The organism is Gardnerella vaginalis (assembly GCF_001546485.1).
GTDB lineage: Bacteria > Actinomycetota > Actinomycetes > Actinomycetales > Bifidobacteriaceae > Bifidobacterium > Bifidobacterium vaginale_D.
The window spans coordinates 85,204-108,723 of the sequence record NZ_KQ956830.1 but is presented as its reverse complement, the minus strand read 5'-3'; the positions used below and the strand labels follow the sequence as shown (position 1 = coordinate 108,723).

Below are 23,520 nucleotides of genomic sequence, written 5' to 3'. Positions count from 1 at the left end.
CTAGCTATTACATAGTAATGCATAAAAATTATGTACTGCTTTATAGTTAGCAGTAGCTTCATCATTGTTGGTTTCTTAACTTCCGTTCCGCAACAATAAACTATTATTTTAAAAAATATTACAAAAGGATAATACTCGCATGAAAAATGATATTCGTAAAGTAATTATTATTGGTTCAGGCCCTGCAGGATACACTGCAGCAATTTACTTAGGTCGTGCCGGATATAAGCCGCTTATTATTGCTGGCGCACTTACCCCTGGAGGTCAACTTATGAATACCACTGAGGTGGAAAATTACCCAGGTTTTCCAAATGGTGTTCTAGGTCCTGATCTTATGGAAAGCATGCAACAACAAGCAGAGAAGTTCGGAGCAGAGATTCTTCTCAACGATGTCACTTCCGTAGACTTTAGCAGCCCTATAAAGCGCGTAACTGTAGATGATGGTGTAACTTACGAAGCTGAAGCTGTTATCGTTTCTACGGGCTCACAGGTGCGTAAATTAGACGTTCCTGGCGAACAGGAGTATTCCGGACGAGGCGTATCGTATTGTGCAACATGCGATGGGTTCTTCTTCCGAGGAAAGCCAATTACTGTTGTGGGCGGCGGAGATTCTGCTTTTGAAGAAGCACAATTCCTTACACGCTTTGGATCTTCTGTTACTTTAATTCATAGACGTAGCGAATTTCGCGCTTCAAAAATTATGGTTGATCGTGCGAAAGAAAATGAAAAAATTAAGTTCATACTTAATAGTGTTGTAGAAGAAGTTCACGGAAATGATACAGAAGCTACGTCACTTACCGTTCGCAATGTCATGACGGGAGAAACTCAAGAAGTTGAGTCAGCTGGCTTGTTTGTAGCAATTGGCCATACTCCAGCAACGAAATTCTTAGGAAATGCACTAGCTCTCAATGAAGATGGTACTATCGCAGTAGAAGGTGCTTCAACGCGCACATCTATTAAGGGTGTGTTTGCATGCGGCGATGTAGTTGATAATGTATATCGTCAAGCTATTTCTGCAGCTGGCATGGGGTGCCGAGCAGCTCTTGACGCCCAAGCTTATCTCAATGAAAAGGATGCTTAAAACTTACTCAAGTAAATGCAAACCGTCAGTAAATCTCATACCATATTTGAAAAGTTTTACACTCATTCACTACCATTGAGCATTTAAGCATATATAGCAATCGGCTGGACCTGTTCCACGTGAAACAGAGGAGCATCCTATGCCTTACCCTGCACTCTCACACACAACTTGCCCAGCCGAAATACTACAATATTAACTTTTAAAATTATCAACTAACTATGAGCCAGCTGATAGTACCGCGCTCAATCCGCATTTACATAGCAGCAGAATCTGCAACTGGCTCAGCAACTGGCTCAGCGCTAGAATCTACATCCATAGTTTCTATGTCGACATCACCTAAGTCAGCAGAAGCATCGAGGTCACCCAAATCAACATCATCGAGGTCGCCCAAATCGCCTAGGTCATCGAGGTCACCAAGATCATCTAATTCACCAAGGCCATCGAGGTCACCCAAATCGCCAAAACCGTCTAAACTGTCAGCAGCATCCTCAAAATCAGGCAACTCACCACTCTCACCAGTTGGCGTAACTTCAGGCTCTTGAACATCTTCAACGACTACACCTTCATCAGGATTACCCTTCGGATAATTATCATAAAAATGCCCACCATCTGGAAGTGTTTTAAACGAAGGAACTAACTTCTCTTGGGAATGCCTTAACAAACCATTTTTATCGCGCCATTCAAGCCACACGGTAAAGCCCTTAGCACCGGCCTGTGGAATAAGCGAATCCTCAGGCACTCTGTTAGTCAACAGATTGTTAACACTCGTCTGAGTTCGAGAAATATCGTCACTTATCACTTTACCGTCAGGAGATTCTACAGTAGACATAGGGCCAAACTGAGCGTAGAAAGGCAACACCTGCTTAGTCGTATTACCATATACGGCACCTGGAAGTAACTCAGCAAAGGTCACCGTAGTATTGTTCTTGCCAACGTTGGCCTGCAAATTTTCCTTAACAGCAGTACCCTCGAAGCAATAAGAACGCTCAACAGCATCTTCTGTAGTAGCCTCTTCCTGAGCAGCCTCTTTTGCATTATCTTCAGAAATTGCGTATTTTTTCAGAGTGCCTTTTTCATATGGAACTTCATCCATGCGAATGTTCGTAACATAAGCCTTTTCTTCGGCATTTAACGGGAAAAATGACCAATCTACGTCAACAGCAAATCCAGTAGGTTCCATATTCTTGTACCAGTACGATAACACCTTCAGATCTTTTACCGAATTATCTGAGCGCACATTGTATTCGACATCTACGTTTGCAGAATACTTTCCAATCTTGCTGACGGATACTTTGTTGATATCAACATCACTTCCGTCGCGCCACGTGGAACAATTAGCGTAAGGAGTTCCCGTCAGTCCTGCACAAAAATCGCCTTTGGTTGGAATGACAAATAATGGAGACTTGCGAGGTGTGCCACCAGAAATTACAGCAGCGAAACCCGAATTGACATCTTCTGGATAAGTACTTAACGATTTTATAAATTCGTCGCTTAACGCAAAAGTTTCAGTAGGATTGGCTTCATCCACAGTCCAAGCATTGTTAACGACATTAACAGGTGCAATGTAGAATGTGCCTGCGTTATTATCACCGTGAACAACGGTATAACCTTTTGGAATTTCTATATTATGATCATTTCGATAAAATATAGCTTGAACTTTGCCGGTTTCTTCAGCTTTTTCATGAGCAGCATGAATAGCCTGTAAATACAGTTTTTTATTCTCTGCGTTTAAGTTTTCAGCAGCAAGCCAAGATTCAGGAGAATACTGCGGCTCATCAGCATATGCAGGACCAGCAAGCGCCATTCCTCCGGCTAATGTTGCTACTGCAACCATAGCAGCGCACCACTTTTTATTCATTAGCATTTCCTCTCTTTCGATGCGTAGCATATGAATTTTGCACAAAAATAGTCACCCAACCTGCAAATACAACATGACAAGCAGCATAACTACTATTGAAAATAATACTCCCCTATTCGGTTGAGGAAAACTCCAAAACTTGAGAATACAATCATTTACAGTCTATTGAACAGTTTAATATGGCTAGTTTGTTGCGTTATTGGTACGTTTGTCAGCGATACTTTTGCGTGTCTTCTATAAACTTTGACTCATATTTCAAGTAGTTGTTCTGGGAGTTTAAGTAAATTTCAGCATCGTACTTCTCATTACTATTTTCCTTTTTAGTAATCACTCGAAATGTACTCAAAATTGAGTTTGCATATTTTGAACATAACACTCATAGATTCACAGCGCTCTTATACACATACACACGGTTGACTTCACTGCCAACAAAACACAATTGCTAAGCTTTATGAATCAACAAGTATTCACACATACAAACTTCTAAACTTATTGCTGTTGCTTTACTACCAATAAATCAACTATACGCTGCATTTCTTCGGGAGAAGAAAATACGATCTCAATGCGACCATGATTCTCTGTACCCTTAATAGCAACTTTAGTTGCAAAATGTTCCTCCAATTGTTTACGAATTGGCGAACCTGACCATTTATTATTACGACGATTACGGGTACGATTTATACCGTTAGGTGAATGCTCTGTTTTAATGGAAACAATTTCTTCAGTACTTCGGACAGACAAACCTTCAGAAATAATTCGATTAGCTAAATCTTCCATCTCTTCTGGAGTTTCTAAACCAAGCAAAGCACGAGCGTGACCTGCAGATAGCACACCAGATGCTACATGCTTCTGCACGCTAGCTGGAAGATTTAAGAGTCGCAGGGTATTTGCAATTTGTGGACGAGATTTCGATACAGATTGTGAAAGCTGTATCTGTGTTAAACCGAAATCATCAATCATTTGCGAATATGCAGCAGCTTCTTCCAGAGGATTCAATGCCACGCGATGAAGATTTTCGAGTAACGCATCACGTAACATATTTTCATCAGAAGTCGTGCGCACAATTGCTGGCACAGTATCTAATCCAGCAATCTGTGAAGCACGCCACCTACGTTCTCCCATAATAAGCTCATAGTGTGCAATTTGCTTGTCACTCTTATCGGCATCTTCAATTGGTCTTACAACTATAGGCTGTAATACGCCAACTTCTTTGATTGAAGAAGCAAGTTCCCGCAACTCATCTTCGTCAAAAATGGTACGAGGCTGATGAGCATTAGGTTTAATATCAAGCGGCTTAAGATGATCTAAATAGCCACCTTTAATTGGTTGCAAAGATTGATTTTCTACAGTTTCCTCTGTTGCTGTAGATGCGGATTGTTCAGTGACAATTTCATCTTTTTTGCTTTCTTTTTTTATTCCTGATGTGAAAGCTGTTGAGGCAGAGTCACCAAAAAAGAAATCCATCGGACGTGCAACATCACCAAGAGATGGCATTGTAGAACGCTTTCGCGCATGTTTATGAGGCTGCGCTAACAATTTGTTTTCACGTGGAACATCACCAACCTCATCTTCATGTTTTTTATCAGCATGAGGAGCAATTGAATTAAGCATGCTAGGCACTTTTGTTTCATGTGAAACATGATTCAAGTTAACAAAATCTTGTTGCACTGTTTCATGTGAAACATTGTTCTCACTTTTCTGTTGCACTGTTTCATGTGAAACATTCTCTTGCAAATTCGGCACTGAATCAACAAGAGTATCTTCGCCTGGTAAGGCTGGAAATAGGGCACCCAAGCCTTTTCCTAAACGAGATTTATTTCCACTCATCATTCATTCTCCCCTTGTTATTTCTGCTGATTAGCATCTTTCTTTGCAGCAATAACTGACAATACAGTTTTTGAACGTTTCGCTATTTCTAACGCAGCTTCGCGGTATGATATAGCGCCAGCGCCACGTGGATCATAGGTAATAACACTTTGATTAAAGCTAGGAGCTTCAGGTATTTTCACAGTACGAGGAATGGTAGTTTCTAATACGATATTAGGATAATGATTCTTAACTTCCTGAAAAACTTCTCGTCCTAATAGAGTGCGCTTATCAAACATTGTCACTAGCATGGTTGAAACAACCAAAATTGGATTGTAATGCTCCTGAACCAGCCCAATGGTTCGTATAAGTTGCCCTAATCCCTCTAGTGCATAATATTCAGCTTGGATTGGAATAAGCATCTCTTGCGCTGCGCACATAGCATTAATTACTAGCAAGCCCAAAGAAGGAGGGCAATCAATAAAAACATAGTCGTAATGGTCAGCGCAATTATCAAGATATGACTCTATAGCATCCTTCAAAAGATTATTGCGATTATCTATATCAGCAAGTTCCAATTCAGCACCACTCAAATCTATAGATGCTGGAACTACATCAAGACCGTTAATATCTGGGCACGCACATTTTACTTCCGCTATACTTTTTCGCCCTTCAATAACATCATATACAGAGGAATCTCCAGAAGCATGTGGCACGTTAAAAGCTGTAGAAGCATTACCTTGCGGATCCATGTCAATAACAAGTACACGTGAACCACTGATTGCCATGGCTGCAGCAAGATTAACGGCGGAACTCGTTTTACCAACACCACCTTTTTGATTGGCAACTGCAATAAAACGCGTCTTTTCTGGTTTAGGATACGTTGCTTGCTCAAGAGCATGAAAACGGGACGTCAAATCTGCTAATTCAATACCTAGCGACGACTTTGAATCTCCAAAAATACGTTGAATGGTTTCTGCAGCTGACTCCACAACATATCACCCCCCACACATAATGATGAAGATGCAAAAAGAATTCTGTGCTTCAAGTTTCCTTGTTTCTATGGACATAAAAAGTGCAAAATTGTTTCATGTTTCATGTGAAACATGAAACATATTGACAAGCTAACACATAAGTTACAAAACTTTAAAATTAAGCTTTGTCGACGATTACGACAGTAGTCGGCTGTAAGCCAGGCGCAACCTGTGCTTCAAGAATACGAGGATTTATGCCGCCAGCTTTACGAATCATCTTTGCAGCTTTTTCTACTTCTGTTTGGGCAGATTTTCCCTTTAAAGCAATCAAACTTCCATGAGTCTTTAACAAAGGAATCGTCCATCCAGCCAATTTTGTCATAGGAGCTACAGCTCTGCATGTTACTACGTCAAAAGGTGGAATAGTATGTGATTTAATTTTTTCAATAACTTCATCTGATCTACCATGAAAGATAGTAACATTATTTAAACCCATAAGCGCAACACACTCGCGCAACCAATCAACTCGACGCTCCATTGGTTCGATGAGAGTAACATCATAATCAGGCAAACAAGCTGCTACAACTAACCCTGGAAAACCTCCACCACTGCCTACATCAGCAACTCTTTTTTGCTTACTTTTTTCTACAGCTGCACGAATAAAAGGCACAACAGCCGCAGAATTTAATATGTGACGTTCCCACAAAATCCCCATATCTCGTGGTCCAACCAGACCTCGCAATAAACCTTCTTTTTGCAGTTTCACGTGAAACAACACACATTGAGACAATGCTTCACCTAAAATTTCAGCTAACAGCGAAGAACCATCAAGCTCATCAACTATACCCTGAGAGTTCTCTTCTGCTTGAATACTAATACTCTGACTAACTTGAGCATCGTGAGCAGATTCAATATCTTCCATCATTCTCCGTATTTGCCTTCTAGTATTTTGCAATAGTTTCCAATATTACACAATTTTTAATATCTCATAAAAAGCAATAAAAGTAACACAATCAAACATTATTGTTCAATCATGTTACTTTTACCTATTTTGCTTGTTCTTGTAATTCGAGGAATTCAAAATGCTAAGATTTCTTATTCTTCCACATATTCCTCATCATCAAGAACATCGTCATCAACTTCATCACTCATATGAGCTGGAAGATACACTGTCACATACCGATGAGGCTCCTCTCCATGTGAACGTGACCGTAATCCCTCATCACGCACCGTATCGTGTATCACCTTGCGCTCAAACGAATTCATCGGTTTCAAATCCACAGGTTCACCGGTTTCACGCACTTCATCAACTGCATCTAACGCAATATCACGCAAATGCTGACGCTTACGCTTTAAGAAACCATCAACATCAACGATTAAATGCGAACGGTCACCAGTCTTCTGCTGAACAGCAAGACGGCTTAACTGTTGCAAAGCATCAACTACTTCACCTTCACGACCAATCAAATGCTTGATATCAGTATCATCATCGGCAACAATTTGAATCATTGGTCGATTATTACGTACACCCATCTCAATATCACCCTCATAATCGGCAATATCAAGCAGTCCTTCCAAATAATCCGCAGCAATATCAGCTTCTTCGTTGAGCTGATCAACTGTCCTCTTCTCATCTTGTACCATTACTTACTCCTTATCGTGATTTAAAAACTCACGTTGCAAAATTCTGAAGTCTAGTTTAGCGGATAATAAAGCCAAATAAATAATTTTTTAAGAGTTATTTCATAAACTTTATGAAGCGCTCAACATACTCTCTTATTACTTTTTTGATACTTTACGCTTGCGTTGAGGCTGCTTACGCTGGAATCCTTCTGCTTCTCTACGTTCGGCTTCCTCACGAGCTTCTTGAAGCTTTTCTTCTTCAATAGAAGGCAAACCCTCGCGTTGACGACGTGCTGTTTCCTTTTGGTAATCTCGTTTTGTTTTTTCCTCAGCAGCTGGAGAACCTGGAGTTGGGAATGCATAAACTTGCCAAATAGAACGCAACATATTAACGATATTGTTCACTAGCCAGTACACTAACATTGCAAATGGCATAGCAAATGCAGAGAATACATAAATCAGTGGGAAGCCCCACATCATCAGCTTCTGCATTGTATATTGACTACCCTGTTTAGCTTCAGGAGGCAGGTTCTTACGAATATTATTAAACTGCATGTACCACATTGCTGCACACATGAGTACAACAAAGATTACGATTGTGATTTTCCCAGTTATTTGAACCGTCATAAAAGTATCTGCTACACCAACACCAAACACATGCGTCTTAACGAACTGCTGTGCTGTAGCAACATCAAAAGCGCCAAGAGAAGCATGCTTGCCTCTAGCAATAAATGGAATAACTGAAAGTGTATACCAAATACTCATAAAGGCTGGACCTTGAATCATCATAGGTAAGCATGAGCCAGCAGGATTAGCATTATTATCCTGGTACAATTTCATCATTTCACGCTGCATAGCTTCTTTACTAGCAGCATCAGTTTTGCCTTTATACTTTTGCTGGATCTTTCTAACCTTAGGAGCAATAGCTTGCATTTGACGCATGCCCTTAATGCTTTTAATGAATGCTGGGAAAATGCATGCATGCACAACTAACACCAAGAAAACAATTGACAAAACCCACGAAAAGCCAATCTCATTCATTCCTAGCATAGTTAAGAAGTTATGGAATAAGTGCATAACTTGAGTCATCAGCCACTCAACCGGCGTTAGGATTTTATAAAACCATCCCAAAAATCCTTTATCAAGTAAAAACTCATTTTGATTAAACATTAGTTTTCCTTGTCTTCTTCAGCCAAGGGAGTTAACCGTGGCTCTTCATGTGCTTTAGACCAAGTGTACCTATAAAAAATCGAATATTTACGTGGCACATCATCAATACTGCAGCTGGTCCATGGCCTGCAGCGAAGAAGACGCAGCACTGCAAGAATACCGCCTTTTATCGTTCCATATCGGGAAATTGCCTCGATAGCATAACGAGAACAAGTAGGATAATAACGGCAACAAGCTGGTCTTTGGGCAGAAATAGTGCGCTGATACCATTGAATGGCACGAATCACAACTGTAGTACTAAAACTTTTTTTATTATGCATAAAAATAAGTACCACACTTTCAAGAGATAAGTAGCGATAAGCACTAACTTATTGATTATCTTCATGCAATTCACAACCTTGTGCAGACTGCAAAACCACACTAATTTTGCCAAATAGCTTTTCGATTTGCTGATACAAGGAATCAAATGAGGATTGAGCTGCAGTAGGTTTTGCTCGTAATATAACATCACATCCTACCGGCAATAAAGATTCACATTCTCTGGCAATTACTCGCAAACGTCGTTTCACTTTATTGCGAACTACAGCCTTCCCCACTGATTTAGATACAGCAAGACCTAGCCTCTTGGCATCCTCAGATTTTTGAGAGTGCACGTAGGTATCACAAAGAGCCGCGGGATTGCTATTTCCAAAACCCGTGGCAATACATCCTAGACTTGCATTTCTGTCTTCGTTAGGTGAGTGACATACGGACATATCGTCACGCATAACATAATGCGCGACGATATCCCGCGAACTCACTTTGCGCCGTTTTTTGAGAACCGCAACAAAATCACGGTGGCTTTTCAGCCTTTCCATACCTGACGACGCTACCTTAACTCAGGCAGATAACGACTTACGGCCCTTGGCACGACGACGATTGATTACTGCACGACCAGCACGCGTACGCATACGAACGCGGAAGCCGTGCTTCATGTGACGACGACGGTTATTCGGCTGGAATGTCCTCTTCATAACTAATGCTCCTGTATTCAGCCACGCAAAAGCGTGGCCCCGTATGAGTCAAGCTCTACTAAAATACTCTTACCCCTCACCAAGAGTCAAAACTCCACCTTTTATGAGTACATCTAGTAATGTGTAATCAACCTAACAAAAAATAAATTCTTCACATTTCTATTACATTTTAAATTGGATTAAAACGTTGAAAAATAGCCAAAATCATGCTTCATACTTATCCACAAATTACACACATGTTATTCACAATTAAGTGATTTCAACACGCTAGACTGTGGATAACTTCGTAGGGTTGGAGTAAACATATCTTACTGATACTTATTTACGCACTTACACGCATGGAGCATGGGTTAATGTAATCCCATTCCGTTCATGCACTCTAATAAAGGTTGGGGGTGAAATGGCTGATACTTTAGGCGACACGACATCGCAAGCTGCTTTGGTTTGGTCTAATACGCTTACTGTTTTACAGCATAACGCCCTTTTAACTGCACGTGACAAAGGTTGGTTTGAAGGCGTTCAGCCGGAAGCAATTTTTGGTACTACTATTGTTTTGTGCGTATCAAATGCAGAAACGCAACAAGCGCTACAAAATGAGCTTAATGCACCATTGCTCACTGCCTTAAAAATTTGCACTGGCAAAGATATGTTTCCTGCTTTTAGGATTGTTCCACAGTCTGAGCATCAAAAAAAGCCTGTACAAAATTCTTCAACCCCAGCATCCTCACAGGTACAACACACTGATCGTGCGACCATCGCAGCAACAACTGGCTCTATTCCTTCTGCTGATAACACGTCACGACAAGATTCTGGTAATACTTTATCTTCAAACTCATCTTCAGTACCATTTGCAGACAAAAAGACAGTAAAACAAAAAGAGCCGGCAATTTCTTCTCCTTCACAACCGGACTTTGATCATGTCACTGGAGTTTCCACATTACAACAAACTCACATGTCTTCATCATCTGCGTTATCTTCACAACAAAAGATACCTGTTATCTCCCAACGCGATGCTGTTACGCATTTGAATGCTTCTGCAACTTTTGATACGTTTGTTCCTGGAGATTCTAATCGCTTCGCTAGAACTGTTGCATTAGCAGTTGCTGAAGGGTCCGGACGTGATTTTAACCCATTATGTATTTATGGCGGATCTGGTCTTGGTAAAACACATCTACTCAATGCTATTGGTAATTATGCTTTAGTGAAGGATACTTCTCTTAAAGTTCGTTATGTTACGAGTGAGGAATTTACTAACGAATTTATTGAAGCATTGCAAACACCAAATCAAAGTCAAGGTCAGATTGCTGCTTTTAATAGGCGTTATCGAGAAGTTGATGTTCTGCTCATTGACGATATTCAGTTCTTGGGTGGAAAGGAAGCTACGCTTGAGCAATTCTTCCATACATTTAATTCTTTATATCAAGCAAATAAGCGTATAGTTATTGCTTCTGATGTTGCGCCCAAAAACCTTAAAGGCTTTGAAGCACGTCTCATTTCTCGATTTGAATCAGGTCTTACTGTTGATATTAAGCCACCAGATTTAGAAACACGTATTGCAATTCTAAGAATGATGGCCTCGATGAATCATTGCAATGTTCCTAGTGATGTGCTTGATTTAATTGCTGAGAGATTTACGGAAAATATTCGCGAACTTGAAGGTGCTCTTACACGTGTTACAGCTGTTGCGTCTTTAAGTAATCAGCCTGTGAGTAAAGCTCTTGCAGAGCAAGCTTTACAAGATTTCTTTGCTACAGATATTGAAGTTCGACCAACTGATATTATCAGTCAAGTTGCGCAGTATTTCCACATGACATTTGATGAGCTTGTGGGTCGTCAGCGTACAAAAAATGTAGCACTCGCACGCCAAATTGCTATGTATCTCGCTCGTGAAATGACGAGTATGAGTTTAGTTGATATTGGTGAAGTTTTTGGTGGACGCGATCACACGACAGTTATGCATGCTTATACACGTGTAAGTGGTGAGATGCAGGAAAAGCAGGAAATCTATAATTACGTCATGGAATTGACGGTTCGTTTGAAGCAAAATCCTTCCGAAAGATAATAATAAAATTAATTTTCCACCTTTTTGTGCAGATAGTGTTTATAAAATTTCGCAAAGTTATCCACATAGTTAATAACAAATGTGGGTAAAAACTGCGGATAACCCGTGGAAAACGCCGTTTCAAAATGTTAACAACACGTTTATAAGAGAACCTAAAATGTTAATAAGTTCAAAAATAGCTTTTATTGTGGATAAGTCGGCACTTTATCCACATGCTTCCTCAAAGTTTATCCACATTTTTCTTCTGTTCATAAGTCAGTGTTTATGAGCTTTTTTCAGTTTTTTCCACATATTCACCTTGCTTATTAGTACGACTATCTTATCTACTTACTTATTAACAGTTACAACAATCCGAATTACGAAATAGCAAGAAAAACTTTCATATGTGACTTACTTATAAGATAGAATAAAGAAAGATTTTTTACAGAAACGAGGATGTATGAAAGTAGAAGTTAACTCTGCATCATTTGCTGATGCTGTCGCATGGACTACACGCGTAATAGATATGCGTCCTGCAAACCCTATTCTTGCAGGCCTAAAAATTGATGCAACAAATGGTACTTTGCAACTTTCTGCTTTTAACTATCAAGTTTCTAGTCGCCACCACATTGAAGCCGGTATTGATGAAGAAGGAAGCATACTAGTATTAGGCAAATTAATGGCTGATATTACTAAATCTTTACCTGCAGAAAAAACTTATTTAAGCTCAGAAAATAATACATTAACTATTACTTCTGGAAAATCTACCTTTACTCTTCAACTTATGCCGCTAGGCGAATATCCAGATTTACCTACACTGCCTCAAAAATTAGGTCAAGTTGACGCGCCTACTTTTATTCAAGCCGTGAATCAAGCTTCAGTCTCTATTTCAAAAGAAGAAAATAGGCCAGTTCTCACGGGTATCCAAATTCAATTTGATAACGATACTGTTACGATGACTTCTACAGACCGTTTCCGTTTATCAAGATCAACTTTTACGTGGACACCCGAACATGACGATATTCATGCAGTCTCTTTAGTGCGTGGCTCTTTACTACGAGATATTGCACATTCACTTGATGACCATCAAAATGTTCTTATTCATCTTAACGAAGAAGAACCATCATTATTAGGCTTTGAAAATTCTGGCAGAACAAGCACATCTCAACTCATTGATGGAGAATTTCCTTCAATAGATAGACTTTTTATTGATGAATATCCTATTCATGCTGTAATCAATAGACAGGCTCTTATTAATGCAATTAAACGCGTAGCTTTAGTTGCTGAAAAAAATGCTCCTATTAGAATGATATTTACTCATCAAGAGCTCATTTTAAGTGCTGGTAATGCTGAGGAATCACAAGCAAAAGAGATACTTGACATAGATATGGATGGTGAAGATATCACTGTTGCTTTTAATCCTAATTATTTACTTGAAGGTTTAGGTGCCATTGCAGAACCATTTGTTCATATGAAGATGTCAACGGCAGTAAAACCTGTCGAATTTAATGGTCAACAGGAAGCTGATGGTGATGAATCTATGAATTATCGCTACTTGTTGGTTCCAATGCGCTTTAATAACTAATTATTTTGCGGTATTACATTTGCTGTAGGTATTATATTTGCTATATTTTTCTATGCAATGTAATACCGCAATTTTTAGTAACTTATTAAAAATAAGAAAGGGTAATAAAGCAATGTACATTTCGCAAATTGCCCTTGATATGTTTCGTTCTTGGCATCATATTATTTTTGATTGTAAACCCGGTATTAATATTATTTACGGAAATAATGGATTAGGGAAAACCAATATTATAGAAGCATTAGAAGTAGCTAGTACTGGTTTTAGTCATCGTACTTCTTCAACAGTTCCTCTTATTGCTCGAGGACATGAAAAAGCAGTTATACGAATCAAAATATGTAATAATTGTAATAATAAAGTACATATTCAAGCTGATACTAATGAGTCACATAATTCCTTGTCTACAAACGATGACACACAACAAACTATATATGAAATTATTCTTTCAATAAAAAGTGCTAACAGGGCTCGTATTAATGCTGGAAAATCGTTATATATGAGGGATATTATTGGTTCCTTACCAGTAGTTTCTTTTACTCCTCGCGACCAATCACTTATTATTGGTGATCCATCAATTCGACGTACTTTTATAGATCAAGCCGGATCTCTCTTAATTCCAAATTATGCGCAATTTTTACAAGAATTTAAACATGTTGCTCAACAGCGTGCAGCATTATTAAGAAATCTTCGAGATTCTTCATATAATAATCAATCTATTTCTTTGTCTGGATTAGAAATTTGGACTGGTAAATTCATTGAAACTGGAATTAAACTAACAAAAGTTCGTCAAAAAACTGTGCAAATTCTTAATCAATATTTTAAGAATTTTGTTACTCATATTACTAGTAATAAAGCAGTAGCAGAATTACAATATTTTCCTTCCTTTGAAGAAATTCTGCTTGTTAAAAGTACTGAAAATAATGGGATTATAAATCTTCTCAATGAACATTTTCAGCGTATTTATGAAGGTGAATTAGCTCGTGGGTGCAATCTCATAGGACCACATCGCGATGATATAGGTTTTATGCTTGATAATATGCCTGCTAAGGATTTTGCTTCAAACGGAGAATCTTGGACTCTTGCGATAGCAGCGAAAATGGCGCTGTGTGAAGCTTTAAAAAATGAGAATAATAGAGAAAATCCTATTATTATTCTTGATGATGTTTTTGCTCAACTTGATGAACAACGTCGTAAACAAATATTGAACTTTTCTCTTCAACAAAATCAAGTTTTTATTACTACTTCATCTCTTAATGACATACCTCATGAAGTTACAATTCACAATAACAATGTAATAAATATTGAAGATATATTAATCCAACAAAAAAATACTAATAGTATTGATCAAACTCACCAGAATATGTTGGGTGAAGTATTAGAACATCGTCATTATCAGCAAGAGAATAAATCATGATACCTATTAGTGTTACGCTCAAACTTGATACGCGTAAATTACCAGCAATTATTTTTGAATCATTTTCTATTAAGTCTGAACGTGAAGATAATCGTATGAAAAGAGCTGAAAAAGCTTGGGAAAATTTTGGCAAACCTGGTAGAGATCCTAATGCGTTATGTGGGGTATTACAAACTTTTGCTACCAATAATAAGTGGGATAAACAGCTTTCTATAGCAAAATTACGTGCTTCATGGAGTAAAGTCGTAGGCGAAAGTATTGCTCAACATTGCGAAATAAGTCAAGTTGTAAATAATGTGCTTATTATTCGAGCGCAATCTGCAGTATGGGCTACTCAACTTTCCTATTTATTACCTCAATTAAAGAAAAAAATTAATGAAAATCTTGCTCATGTTGACATTCAAGAAATTAAAGTTATTGGTCCAACTGCTGGTGGTTTAGGTCGCTGGAAAAAATAATTTTTATCTCGTTTTTAACTTTATTCCTATCATATTTTATAAAAATAATAAAAAGGGCTCTTATTAGCCAGAGGTCATACTATCTGTGTAGAATGTCGTATATTGTAGTTAAAGCGCTAGAATACCCTTTTATGTGCTTTCTAGCATGTGTTGGCTTTATAAATGCCTTGTAATATGAGGTAAATTGTGAAGGGATCTACGGTGACAAACGCGGAAGATAATTCGATGGCTGATGCCGTCGAAGGGCATAAGCTTGATGATGCTCAACTTGATGATTCGCTTGCTCCTGAACATTATGATGCGAGTGATCTTAGAGTTCTAGAAGGTTTAGAGGCAGTTAGAATCAGACCAGGCATGTACATTGGTTCTACTGGTCCTCGTGGTTTGCACCACTTGGTTTACGAAATTGTCGATAATTCTGTTGATGAAGCTTTAGCAGGTTATGCTTCTCATATTGAAGTAACAATTTTACCCGATAACGCGATTAGAGTTGTAGACGATGGTCGTGGTATTCCAGTTGATGAAGTACCAGGCGAAGGTGTTTCTGGTGTTGAAACAGTTATGACAAAGCTTCACGCTGGTGGTAAGTTTGGCGGCGGCGGTTACGCTGTTTCTGGTGGTCTTCACGGTGTTGGTATTTCTGTAGTAAATGCTCTTTCTACTCGTGTAGAAATTGAGGTTCGCCGTCAAGGATTCCACTGGACTCAAACTTATGTAGATCAGCATCCTACTGCTCCTTTGGCAAAGGGTAAGCCAATGGAAGATGGTGAATCTACTGGTACTTCTGTAACATTTTGGCCAGATGGAACAATTTTTGAAACCACTATTTATGATTTTGAAACTTTGCGATCTCGATTCCAGCAGATGGCATTTCTTAATAAAGGTTTAAAGATTTCCTTAACTGATTTACGTAAGCCAGATGAAGCTGGTGATGAAGTTGCTGGAGATACTGAATCTACTGATGAAAAGAAACATCAAAGTGTAAGTTACCAGTATGAACATGGTATTAAGGATTATGTTGATTACTTGGTAAAGTCTCGTAAAGCTGTTCCAGTAGAGCCAGATGTTATTGATTTTGAGGCTGAAGATCTTGAAATTGGTATTTCTGCAGAAATTGCTATGCAGTGGACTGTTGCTTATTCTGAAGCAGTTCATACTTTTGCTAATACAATTTCAACTACTGAAGGTGGTACTCACGAAGAAGGCTTCCGAGCAGCACTTACTACGTTAGTGAATCGTTATGCTCGTGAAAAGAACATTTTAAAAGAAAAAGATACTAATCTTTCCGGTGACGACGTTCGCGAAGGCTTAACTGCGGTTGTTTCCGTAAAACTTACAACTCCACAGTTTGAAGGTCAGACAAAAACAAAGCTTGGTAATTCTGAAGCTAAAACTTTTGTTCAGAGAGTTATGACTGAAAAGCTTGGTGACTGGTTTGATGCTCATCCTAGTGAAGCTAAAAACATTATTCAAAAAGCCATGGAAGCTTCTCGAGCACGTTTGGCAGCAAAGAAAGCTCGTGAAAATACTAGGCGTAAATCTATTTTTGAAACAGCTGGTATGCCAGATAAGCTGAAGGATTGCCAATCTAGTAATCCTGAAGAGTGCGAATTATTCATCGTCGAGGGTGATTCTGCAGGTGGTTCAGCAATTCAAGGTCGAGATCCTATTACGCAAGCAATCTTGCCATTGCGCGGTAAAATTTTGAATACTGAACGCGCTTCAATCGATAGAATGATGAAGTCTGAAACTATCGAATCCTTAATTACTGCTGTTGGTGGCGGTTATGGTGAAGATTTCGATTTAAGCAAGGTTCGTTATCACAAAGTCATTATTATGGCTGATGCTGATGTCGATGGTGCTCATATTGCTACTTTGAATTTAACACTATTCTTCCGCTACATGCGTCCTATGATTACAGCAGGATACGTTTATGTTGCTATGCCTCCTTTGTATCGTTTGAAGTGGAGTAAGGGAGCACATGACTTTGTTTATACAGATGCCGAGCGTGATCGAGTTTTAGCAGAAGGTAAAGCTGCTGGTCGTCAACTTCCTAAAGGTGAAGGTATTCAGCGATATAAGGGCTTGGGTGAGATGAGCTATCAGGAATTGTGGGAAACCACTATGGATCCTGAACACCGTATTTTGAAGCAGATTCATATTGAAGATGCTGCTCGAGCTGATGAAACCTTCTCCATGCTTATGGGCGATGAAGTAGAGCCGCGTAGACTCTTTATTCAAAGAAATGCTCATGATGCAAGGTTTATTGATGCTTAAAAGTTAGTGATATATTTATGACACTAGAAGACATAAAACGTTAGTAAGCTATAAGAATACAAAGGAATTGCAGTGGTAGACGAAATAAATGCCGCTAATGATGGCGAAGAACGAGATCAACTGCCAGATGGTTCAATGGAACCACAAAGCCCTCAAGAATCAGATAATACTGATTATGGTTTAATGAAGGGTGCTCGCGTAAAGCACATGGATTTGCAGCAGGAAATGCGTGAATCTTATTTGGCTTATGCATTATCCGTTATTATTGAACGTGCTTTACCGGATGTTCGAGATGGTTTGAAGCCTGTTCACCGTCGCGTTATTTACGCAATGTATGACGGTGGTTATAGGCCTGATCGTGGATACAATAAGTGCTCTCGTGTTGTTGGTGATGTTATGGGTAAGTATCACCCTCATGGTGATTCTGCTATCTATGACACGTTGGTGCGTATGGCTCAATCTTGGTCTATGCGCTATATGCTTGTTGATGGACAAGGTAACTTTGGCTCTCCTGGCGATGATCCTGCAGCAGCAATGCGTTATACAGAATGCCGTATGGCACCTTTGGCTATGGAAATGGTACGAGATATTGATAAAGATACCGTTGATTTCCTACCAAATTATGATGGTAAAACGCAAGAGCCTACAGTTCTTCCAGCAAGATTCCCGAATCTTTTAGTGAATGGTTCTGCTGGTATTGCTGTTGGTATGGCAACTAATATTCCACCTCATAATATGCGTGAAGTGGCTGATGGTGTGCACTGGGCTTTGGAACATCCGGATGCAAGCAAAGAAGAGCTACTTGAAGCTTTAATTCAGCGAATTAAAGGACCTGATTTCCCTACTGGAGCAACCATTTTGGGTCACAAGGGAATTGAGCAAGCATACCGTACAGGTCGCGGCTTGATTACCATGCGAGCAGTAGTTAATACTGAGGAAATTAAGGGTCGTATGTGCTTGGTTGTTACTGAGCTTCCATACCAGGTAAATCCTGATCGCTTAGCGGCTTCAATTAGGGAGGCTGTGCGCGATGGCAAGATTCAAGGCATTGCAGATATGCGCGACGAAACTTCTGGTCGTACTGGTCAGCGTTTGGTTCTTGTTCTTAAGCGTGATGCTGTTCCAAAAGTTGTTTTAAATAACTTGTATAAGCATTCACAATTGCAGCAAACTTTTGGCGCAAATATGCTTGCTTTGGTTGATGGTGTTCCACGTACTTTGAGTTTAGATGCGTTTATTCGTCACTGGGTAAATCACCAGCTTGAAGTTATTGATCGTCGTACGCGTTATTTAAAGCGTGAAGCTGAAGAGCGTGATCATATTTTGCAAGGCTATTTGAAGGCTTTGGATATGATTGATGAAGTTGTGGCTTTGATTCGTTCATCTAAAGATGTTGAAACAGCTCGCACTGGTTTGATGAATTTGCTTGATGTTGATGGAGTACAAGCCGATGCTATTCTTGCAATGCAGCTTCGTAGACTTGCAGCTTTGGAACGTCAGAAGATTCTCGACGAGCATGAAGATTTGATGCGCAAGATTGCTGACTATAACGATATTTTGGCAAGTCCAGAACGTCAGCGCAAAATTGTTGGCGATGAGCTTGATGAAATTGTTGCTAAGTATGGTGATGAACGTAGAACGAAGATTCTTCCATTCTCTGGTGAAATGAATGTTGAAGATCTTATTGCTGAAGAAAACGTTGTTGTAACCGTAACTCGCGCAGGTTATATTAAGCGCACGAAAGCAGATGAGTATCGTGCGCAGCATCGTGGTGGTAAAGGCATTAAAGGCGCTAAATTGCGTGAAGATGATGTAGTTGATCACTTCTTCTTAACTTCTACACACAATTGGTTGTTGTTCTTTACTAATCGTGGTCGAGTATATCGTCTGAAAGCGTATGAGCTTCCAGAAGGATCTCGCGATTCTAAAGGTCAACATGTTGCTAATTTGCTTCAGTTTGCTCCTGGAGAAACAATACAAGCAGTGTTATCAATTCCAAATTATGATGTTGCTAAATATTTGGTTTTGGCGACACGCTCTGGAAAAGTTAAGAAAACTGCATTACAAGAGTATGATTCTCCACGTCAAGGTGGTTTGATTGCAGTACGATTGATGGCTAATGAAGAAACAGGTGAACCTGTCGATGAGCTTATTGGTGCAGCTTTATGCAATCCAGAAGATGACATTATTCTCGTTTCTAAGCTTGGAATGAGTTTGAAGTTTAGAGCTGATGATGAGCAGCTTCGACCAATGGGACGTCAAACTGCAGGCGTTCAAGGCATGCGATTTAGAGAAGGCGACGAACTACTCGACATGGATGTTGTTGCCGCTGAAACCAGTAAAGATCTTCTTGTCGTGACGAACGAAGGTTTTGCTAAGCGTACCGCTATTGAAGAGTATCGTTTGCAAGGAAGAAATGGTTATGGTGTGAAAGCTGTACAACTTGCAGAAGGACGTGGTTCTTTAGTGGGTGCTTTGATTGTTGAAGAAACAGATCAAGTTATGGCAATTATGAAGTCCGGTAAGGTAATTCGTTCTGATGTTAATGAAGTGAAGCGTACAGGCAGGACTACTCAAGGCGTGACTTTAGCTAAGCCAGACAAGGGTGATGAAATTATTTCTATTGCTCGTAATGAAGAAACTGAAGATAATGAGAATAAAATAGATGAAAGTGAAGCAACTTCATCGAATGAAGAAGTTCAAGAATTTACGCATAGTGGTGAATAAGAGTAAGAAATAAAAATATTTTTTACTATATTGATGAGAGTACCATGATAAACGTTTATAGTCTGTTTTTATTGGTACTCTCATTGATATAATGACACTGATTATAACGAATATAGTAAGAGAAGGAACACTGAGATGAGCGAAAATTTTGAGCCATCGCAAAATCCAATGAATATGAATGAGAAATCTGCCATGTTTTTACCGCATGAAACAGAAACATATGCAGAAAAGATAGTTCCTTCGGAATCGGCTGATTATTCTTTGAAAGAGAATACTAATGCTGGTGATGAATATCATGTTTCTTCTTTAAATAATATGACTCGAAATACATCATCAGCATCAGGTCGAGTAAGTGGTAATGTTCATACTTCACGTCGAACTATTGGTGGTGTTGCTTCAGCTCCTACCAGTCAATCTCAAAAATCAAATCACATACCTCGTGCTCGTCGTATGAGTCTTTCTTTAGTGCGAGTTGATGCATGGTCGGTTGCAAAAGTTACGTTTTTGCTGAGTGTTGCTGGTGGTATTATTCAAGTTATTGCTGCTGGTTTGGTATGGTTGTTCTTGAATATGGTTGGTGTTTTTGATCAGGTAACACAGATTGTATCGTCTACTGGTTTGGACAGTAATGGATTCAATCTCGCTGACGTATTTTCTTTACCAACTGTACTTAGTGCTGTCACTATTTTTTCTATTGTAGAAATTGTGATTTTAACAATATTATCTGCAATAATTGCTTTACTCTATAATGTTGTTGGTTCATTAGTTGGCGGTATTCATATTACTTTAGGTGATGATTAGAAGAATTAATATCACACGTTATGCATATAAAAATTCCCGTTAATTATTACATATTAACGGGAATTTTTTTTTGAAGAAAACTTAGTTATTAACGGCGTTCTACTAGTTCATTGCGAATATCTTGCAAAAGTTGAATAGTTTTTTCTTCACGTTCTTTGCGTTTCTCTTCCTCTGTTTTTTCATGCTCTATTTGTAATAAATCTGCACCAATTTCACGTAATTTATTAATAGGAACAACAATGCAGAAATATACTGCAGTGGCAACAATAAGGAAATTAAGTAAAGCTCCAATTACTGCACCGAAAGAGATAGTGGCACTATTCATGGTTATAGTTAATACGCCATCAAGCTCTGGTTTTCCACAAATCATGGCAATAAGAGGATTAATAATATGTTTTACGATTGCTGTTACTACAGCAGTGACTGCGCTGCCCATTACGACACCGACAGCCATATCAATAACACTGCCGCGTAGAATAAATTTTTTAAATCCTCGAATCATAAAAAACTTCCTTTGCTTCTACTGTTATAAAAGTTTACTTATGAGTTGTTGTAGTACTGCTTTGAGTAGATTTTTTGCCAATATATCCATTGTCTTTTCTGTGATCGATATATAAGTGATGATGTTGGCATGATCGCAATATGCTCATTGAAAGCAATGGATATATAATCGCAGCAGTTAATACGTCTGTAGGAAAATGTGCTGCAACAATAAGACGAGAAATAGCAACAATAACAACCAATATTGCACTAAAAAGTAAACCAAGCTGAATAATAGATGGTTTGACAACATAAATAATGAGCATTGTCATGACACAAATTGCAACTGCGGCTGAAGTATGACCACTAGGAAAACTTGGATCAGATGGTACTTTAATGTGTAAGCCAATATATGGTCGTGGACGATGAACTGCAAATTTTACTGCGAAAATATAAATCATAGGTATTAATGAAATGAAAAGCTGAATACAAGTGAGCTTCCAATTTTTACCTATATACAAGGAAAGAATAGTAAGTAGTGCAAGTATTACTAAACACCCTTTAGTGGAAAAAATAATAGCTAAAATTTTAGAGCAATAAAGTATTGAAACTGGAGCGCTATTATGAAACCAAGCAACAATAGATGCTTCATAAGCGCGTTCTTTACCATCAATAAGGAATGCTTTACCCAAGCAAGGAATAACAACTGCAAGTAATAATATAAAAAATGTAGTGGTATTGCGTGCGAATAGTGATAATACGCTATGATTACTGTTATTTTTCTGCATCATACTTGTTAAGATTACACTTAGCATGATGCAAATGCACGCCAATACTTATGGAATGATATAGATAAATAAGAAAAATATAGCAAGATATAGTGTGTGCAAGTTGAACACAGTACTTGGGGCGAGTACTATGTTGAACAGATAGAAAGGGTTTACCATGAGCGTGTTTGACCGATTTGAGAAGAGCGTGGAAGGTGCAATGAACGGCGTCTTCGCAAAATTCGGCTCCAAAGATTTACAGCCAGTTGATTTTTCGAGTGCTTTGGAACGTGAAATTGATGCTGAAGCGATGCCTATTGGTCGCGATCACACCGTGGCACCGAATGAATATCGTTTTAAATTAAGTACTCCAGATTTTGACCATATTGAGCAGTGGGGTAGTGAAGCATTAGCTAATGAGCTTGCTGATAATCTTACGCAATATGCTAAAAGTCAGCATTATGCTTTTGTTGGTCCGGTAGTTGTTATTTTTGAAGAGGATTTGGAGCTTACAAAAGGCAATTTCCATTTAACTTCCGAATCTGTTCAAGGTAATGCAGTTCCTGTTACTACTGATGATCAGCAGCAGAATCATCCAATGCTTGAAATTAATGGCAATCAGTATTTGCTTACTAAAGATCGCACAATTCTAGGTCGTGGATCTGGTTGCGATATTGTTATTGATGATCCTGGTATTTCTCGTCACCATCTTGGTATTGATATTACGCCTGATGGTGTTATTGCTCGAGATCTTGGATCTACAAATGGTACCTATGTAGAAGGTCACCAAGTGCCTGCAGCAACATTGGTTGATGGTAATACTATCACTATTGGACGTACGCGTATTCTCTATTGGGCATCGTCTCAAGAGCAGGAGTAGTAAGTATTTCTGATTGAGGAGACGATAAAGCGCATGATGTTTACTGAATTAACGTTTGCAATATTGAAGTATAGCTTTTTAGCTTTGCTTTGGTTTTTTGTATGGTGCGCTATTCGCTCATTAAGACGTGATATTGAGGTTTTTAGTCCTAAAAAAAAGCATTTTTGGAAGAAGTCTCGACGTGCGTCTCACGATGTAGCTACTGAACAGTCTTCACAAAAACAAGTATCTCCTGCGCCATTAGAATCTGCAGCAACTGAAAGTTCGGGAGATGAACCAACTTTACTAGTTGTTATTGATGGACCTTTAGCTGGTTCCTCGTTTCCTTTAAATGCTGCTGGTGTTACGTTGGGTCGTTCAGCTTCTAATACGGTAGTATTAAACGACGAGTTTGTGTCTTCTCATCATGCTCGCGTTTATTTTAATCAAGCGGTTCATGCGTGGGTTCTTGAAGATTTAGGTAGCACTAATGGCACTATGATTGGTCATATTCGTGTTACTGAGCCTGTTGTATTAACTCCACGCACTTCAGTGCGAATTGGTGCAACAATGTTTGAATTGAGGTAGC

21 protein-coding genes are annotated in these 23,520 nt (G+C 38.9%); 10 read left to right on the top strand and 11 right to left on the bottom strand.

The annotated features are described in order from the left end of the window. Positions 1 to 139: 139 nt before the first annotated feature. Positions 140 to 1,081, top strand: a complete 942-nt coding sequence (trxB, locus tag HMPREF3208_RS00725) for a thioredoxin-disulfide reductase (RefSeq protein ID WP_064346737.1) — start codon at positions 140 to 142, stop codon at positions 1,079 to 1,081. 253 nt (positions 1,082 to 1,334) lie between these two features. Here the strand turns inward: trxB and HMPREF3208_RS00720 are convergent, their stop codons facing one another. From HMPREF3208_RS00720 to rpmH, 9 genes are all read right to left on the bottom strand, one after another. Continuing rightward, complete coding sequence (locus HMPREF3208_RS00720; RefSeq protein ID WP_230953029.1) at positions 1,335 to 2,939, bottom strand: hypothetical protein; 1,605 nt, start codon at positions 2,937 to 2,939, stop codon at positions 1,335 to 1,337. Positions 2,940 to 3,428: 489 nt separating this feature from the next. Next, the gene (locus HMPREF3208_RS00715; RefSeq protein WP_032814297.1) at positions 3,429 to 4,766 is read right to left on the bottom strand and encodes a ParB/RepB/Spo0J family partition protein; all 1,338 of its coding nucleotides are present in this window, start codon (positions 4,764 to 4,766) and stop codon (positions 3,429 to 3,431) included. 17 nt (positions 4,767 to 4,783) lie between these two features. Further along, positions 4,784 to 5,737: a ParA family protein gene (locus tag HMPREF3208_RS00710; RefSeq protein ID WP_016637567.1), complete on the bottom strand. Its 954-nt coding sequence runs from the start codon at positions 5,735 to 5,737 to the stop codon at positions 4,784 to 4,786. 160 nt (positions 5,738 to 5,897) lie between these two features. Beyond that, a complete protein-coding gene (gene rsmG / locus HMPREF3208_RS00705; protein ID WP_064346733.1) occupies positions 5,898 to 6,644 on the bottom strand; it encodes a 16S rRNA (guanine(527)-N(7))-methyltransferase RsmG in 747 nt (248 codons plus the stop codon). Positions 6,645 to 6,814: 170 nt separating this feature from the next. Further along, positions 6,815 to 7,363: a Jag family protein gene (locus tag HMPREF3208_RS00700; protein WP_016637569.1), complete on the bottom strand. Its 549-nt coding sequence runs from the start codon at positions 7,361 to 7,363 to the stop codon at positions 6,815 to 6,817. Positions 7,364 to 7,498: 135 nt separating this feature from the next. Further along, positions 7,499 to 8,512, bottom strand: a complete 1,014-nt coding sequence (gene yidC, locus HMPREF3208_RS00695) for a membrane protein insertase YidC (RefSeq protein WP_016637570.1) — start codon at positions 8,510 to 8,512, stop codon at positions 7,499 to 7,501. After that, on the bottom strand, positions 8,512 to 8,832 hold the full coding sequence (gene yidD, locus HMPREF3208_RS00690; protein WP_016637571.1) for a membrane protein insertion efficiency factor YidD: 321 nt from the start codon (positions 8,830 to 8,832) through the stop codon (positions 8,512 to 8,514). Before yidD ends, yidC begins: the two co-directional genes overlap by 1 nt. A gap of 48 nt (positions 8,833 to 8,880) precedes the next feature. Continuing rightward, complete coding sequence (rnpA, locus tag HMPREF3208_RS00685) at positions 8,881 to 9,369, bottom strand: ribonuclease P protein component (RefSeq protein WP_016637859.1); 489 nt, start codon at positions 9,367 to 9,369, stop codon at positions 8,881 to 8,883. A gap of 21 nt (positions 9,370 to 9,390) precedes the next feature. Continuing rightward, the gene (rpmH, locus tag HMPREF3208_RS00680; RefSeq protein WP_004106067.1) at positions 9,391 to 9,525 is read right to left on the bottom strand and encodes a 50S ribosomal protein L34; all 135 of its coding nucleotides are present in this window, start codon (positions 9,523 to 9,525) and stop codon (positions 9,391 to 9,393) included. Positions 9,526 to 9,925: 400 nt separating this feature from the next. Here rpmH and dnaA point away from each other — a divergent pair, with 400 nt between their 5' ends. The 7 genes from dnaA to HMPREF3208_RS00645 all read left to right on the top strand — a co-directional run bounded on the left by dnaA (position 9,926) and on the right by HMPREF3208_RS00645 (position 20,825). Further along, the gene (dnaA, locus tag HMPREF3208_RS00675; protein WP_016637573.1) at positions 9,926 to 11,587 is read left to right on the top strand and encodes a chromosomal replication initiator protein DnaA; all 1,662 of its coding nucleotides are present in this window, start codon (positions 9,926 to 9,928) and stop codon (positions 11,585 to 11,587) included. Between the two features lie 439 nt (positions 11,588 to 12,026). Then, positions 12,027 to 13,151, top strand: a complete 1,125-nt coding sequence (gene dnaN, locus HMPREF3208_RS00670) for a DNA polymerase III subunit beta (RefSeq protein ID WP_016637574.1) — start codon at positions 12,027 to 12,029, stop codon at positions 13,149 to 13,151. Between the two features lie 112 nt (positions 13,152 to 13,263). Continuing rightward, positions 13,264 to 14,562: a DNA replication/repair protein RecF gene (gene recF / locus HMPREF3208_RS00665; protein WP_032814022.1), complete on the top strand. Its 1,299-nt coding sequence runs from the start codon at positions 13,264 to 13,266 to the stop codon at positions 14,560 to 14,562. Continuing rightward, on the top strand, positions 14,559 to 15,020 hold the full coding sequence (locus HMPREF3208_RS00660) for a DciA family protein (RefSeq protein WP_016637576.1): 462 nt from the start codon (positions 14,559 to 14,561) through the stop codon (positions 15,018 to 15,020). The genes recF and HMPREF3208_RS00660 overlap by 4 nt, the downstream gene beginning before the upstream one ends. 201 nt (positions 15,021 to 15,221) lie before the next feature. Further along, entirely contained in the window at positions 15,222 to 17,297 is a 2,076-nt protein-coding gene (gyrB, locus tag HMPREF3208_RS00655) for a DNA topoisomerase (ATP-hydrolyzing) subunit B (RefSeq protein WP_064346730.1), read from the top strand. A gap of 72 nt (positions 17,298 to 17,369) precedes the next feature. After that, entirely contained in the window at positions 17,370 to 20,024 is a 2,655-nt protein-coding gene (gene gyrA / locus HMPREF3208_RS00650) for a DNA gyrase subunit A (RefSeq protein WP_064346727.1), read from the top strand. Positions 20,025 to 20,339: 315 nt separating this feature from the next. Beyond that, positions 20,340 to 20,825 carry a DUF3566 domain-containing protein gene (locus tag HMPREF3208_RS00645; protein ID WP_032814037.1) on the top strand — a complete coding sequence of 162 codons (486 nt, stop codon included), beginning with the start codon at positions 20,340 to 20,342 and terminating at the stop codon, positions 20,823 to 20,825. An 88-nt stretch (positions 20,826 to 20,913) separates the two neighbouring features. On the opposite strand, the gene mscL is transcribed toward HMPREF3208_RS00645, so the two are convergent. Continuing rightward, entirely contained in the window at positions 20,914 to 21,327 is a 414-nt protein-coding gene (mscL, locus tag HMPREF3208_RS00640; protein ID WP_016637580.1) for a large conductance mechanosensitive channel protein MscL, read from the bottom strand. Positions 21,328 to 21,361: 34 nt separating this feature from the next. After that, positions 21,362 to 22,096 carry a phosphatase PAP2 family protein gene (locus HMPREF3208_RS00635; RefSeq protein ID WP_064346725.1) on the bottom strand — a complete coding sequence of 245 codons (735 nt, stop codon included), beginning with the start codon at positions 22,094 to 22,096 and terminating at the stop codon, positions 21,362 to 21,364. Between the two features lie 154 nt (positions 22,097 to 22,250). Between HMPREF3208_RS00635 and HMPREF3208_RS00630 the strand changes: the two genes are divergently transcribed. Both HMPREF3208_RS00630 and HMPREF3208_RS00625 read left to right on the top strand, forming a co-directional pair. Beyond that, a complete protein-coding gene (locus HMPREF3208_RS00630) occupies positions 22,251 to 22,952 on the top strand; it encodes an FhaA domain-containing protein (RefSeq protein ID WP_016637582.1) in 702 nt (233 codons plus the stop codon). A gap of 33 nt (positions 22,953 to 22,985) precedes the next feature. Further along, complete coding sequence (locus tag HMPREF3208_RS00625) at positions 22,986 to 23,519, top strand: FHA domain-containing protein FhaB/FipA (RefSeq protein WP_016637583.1); 534 nt, start codon at positions 22,986 to 22,988, stop codon at positions 23,517 to 23,519. Position 23,520: the final 1 nt, after the last annotated feature.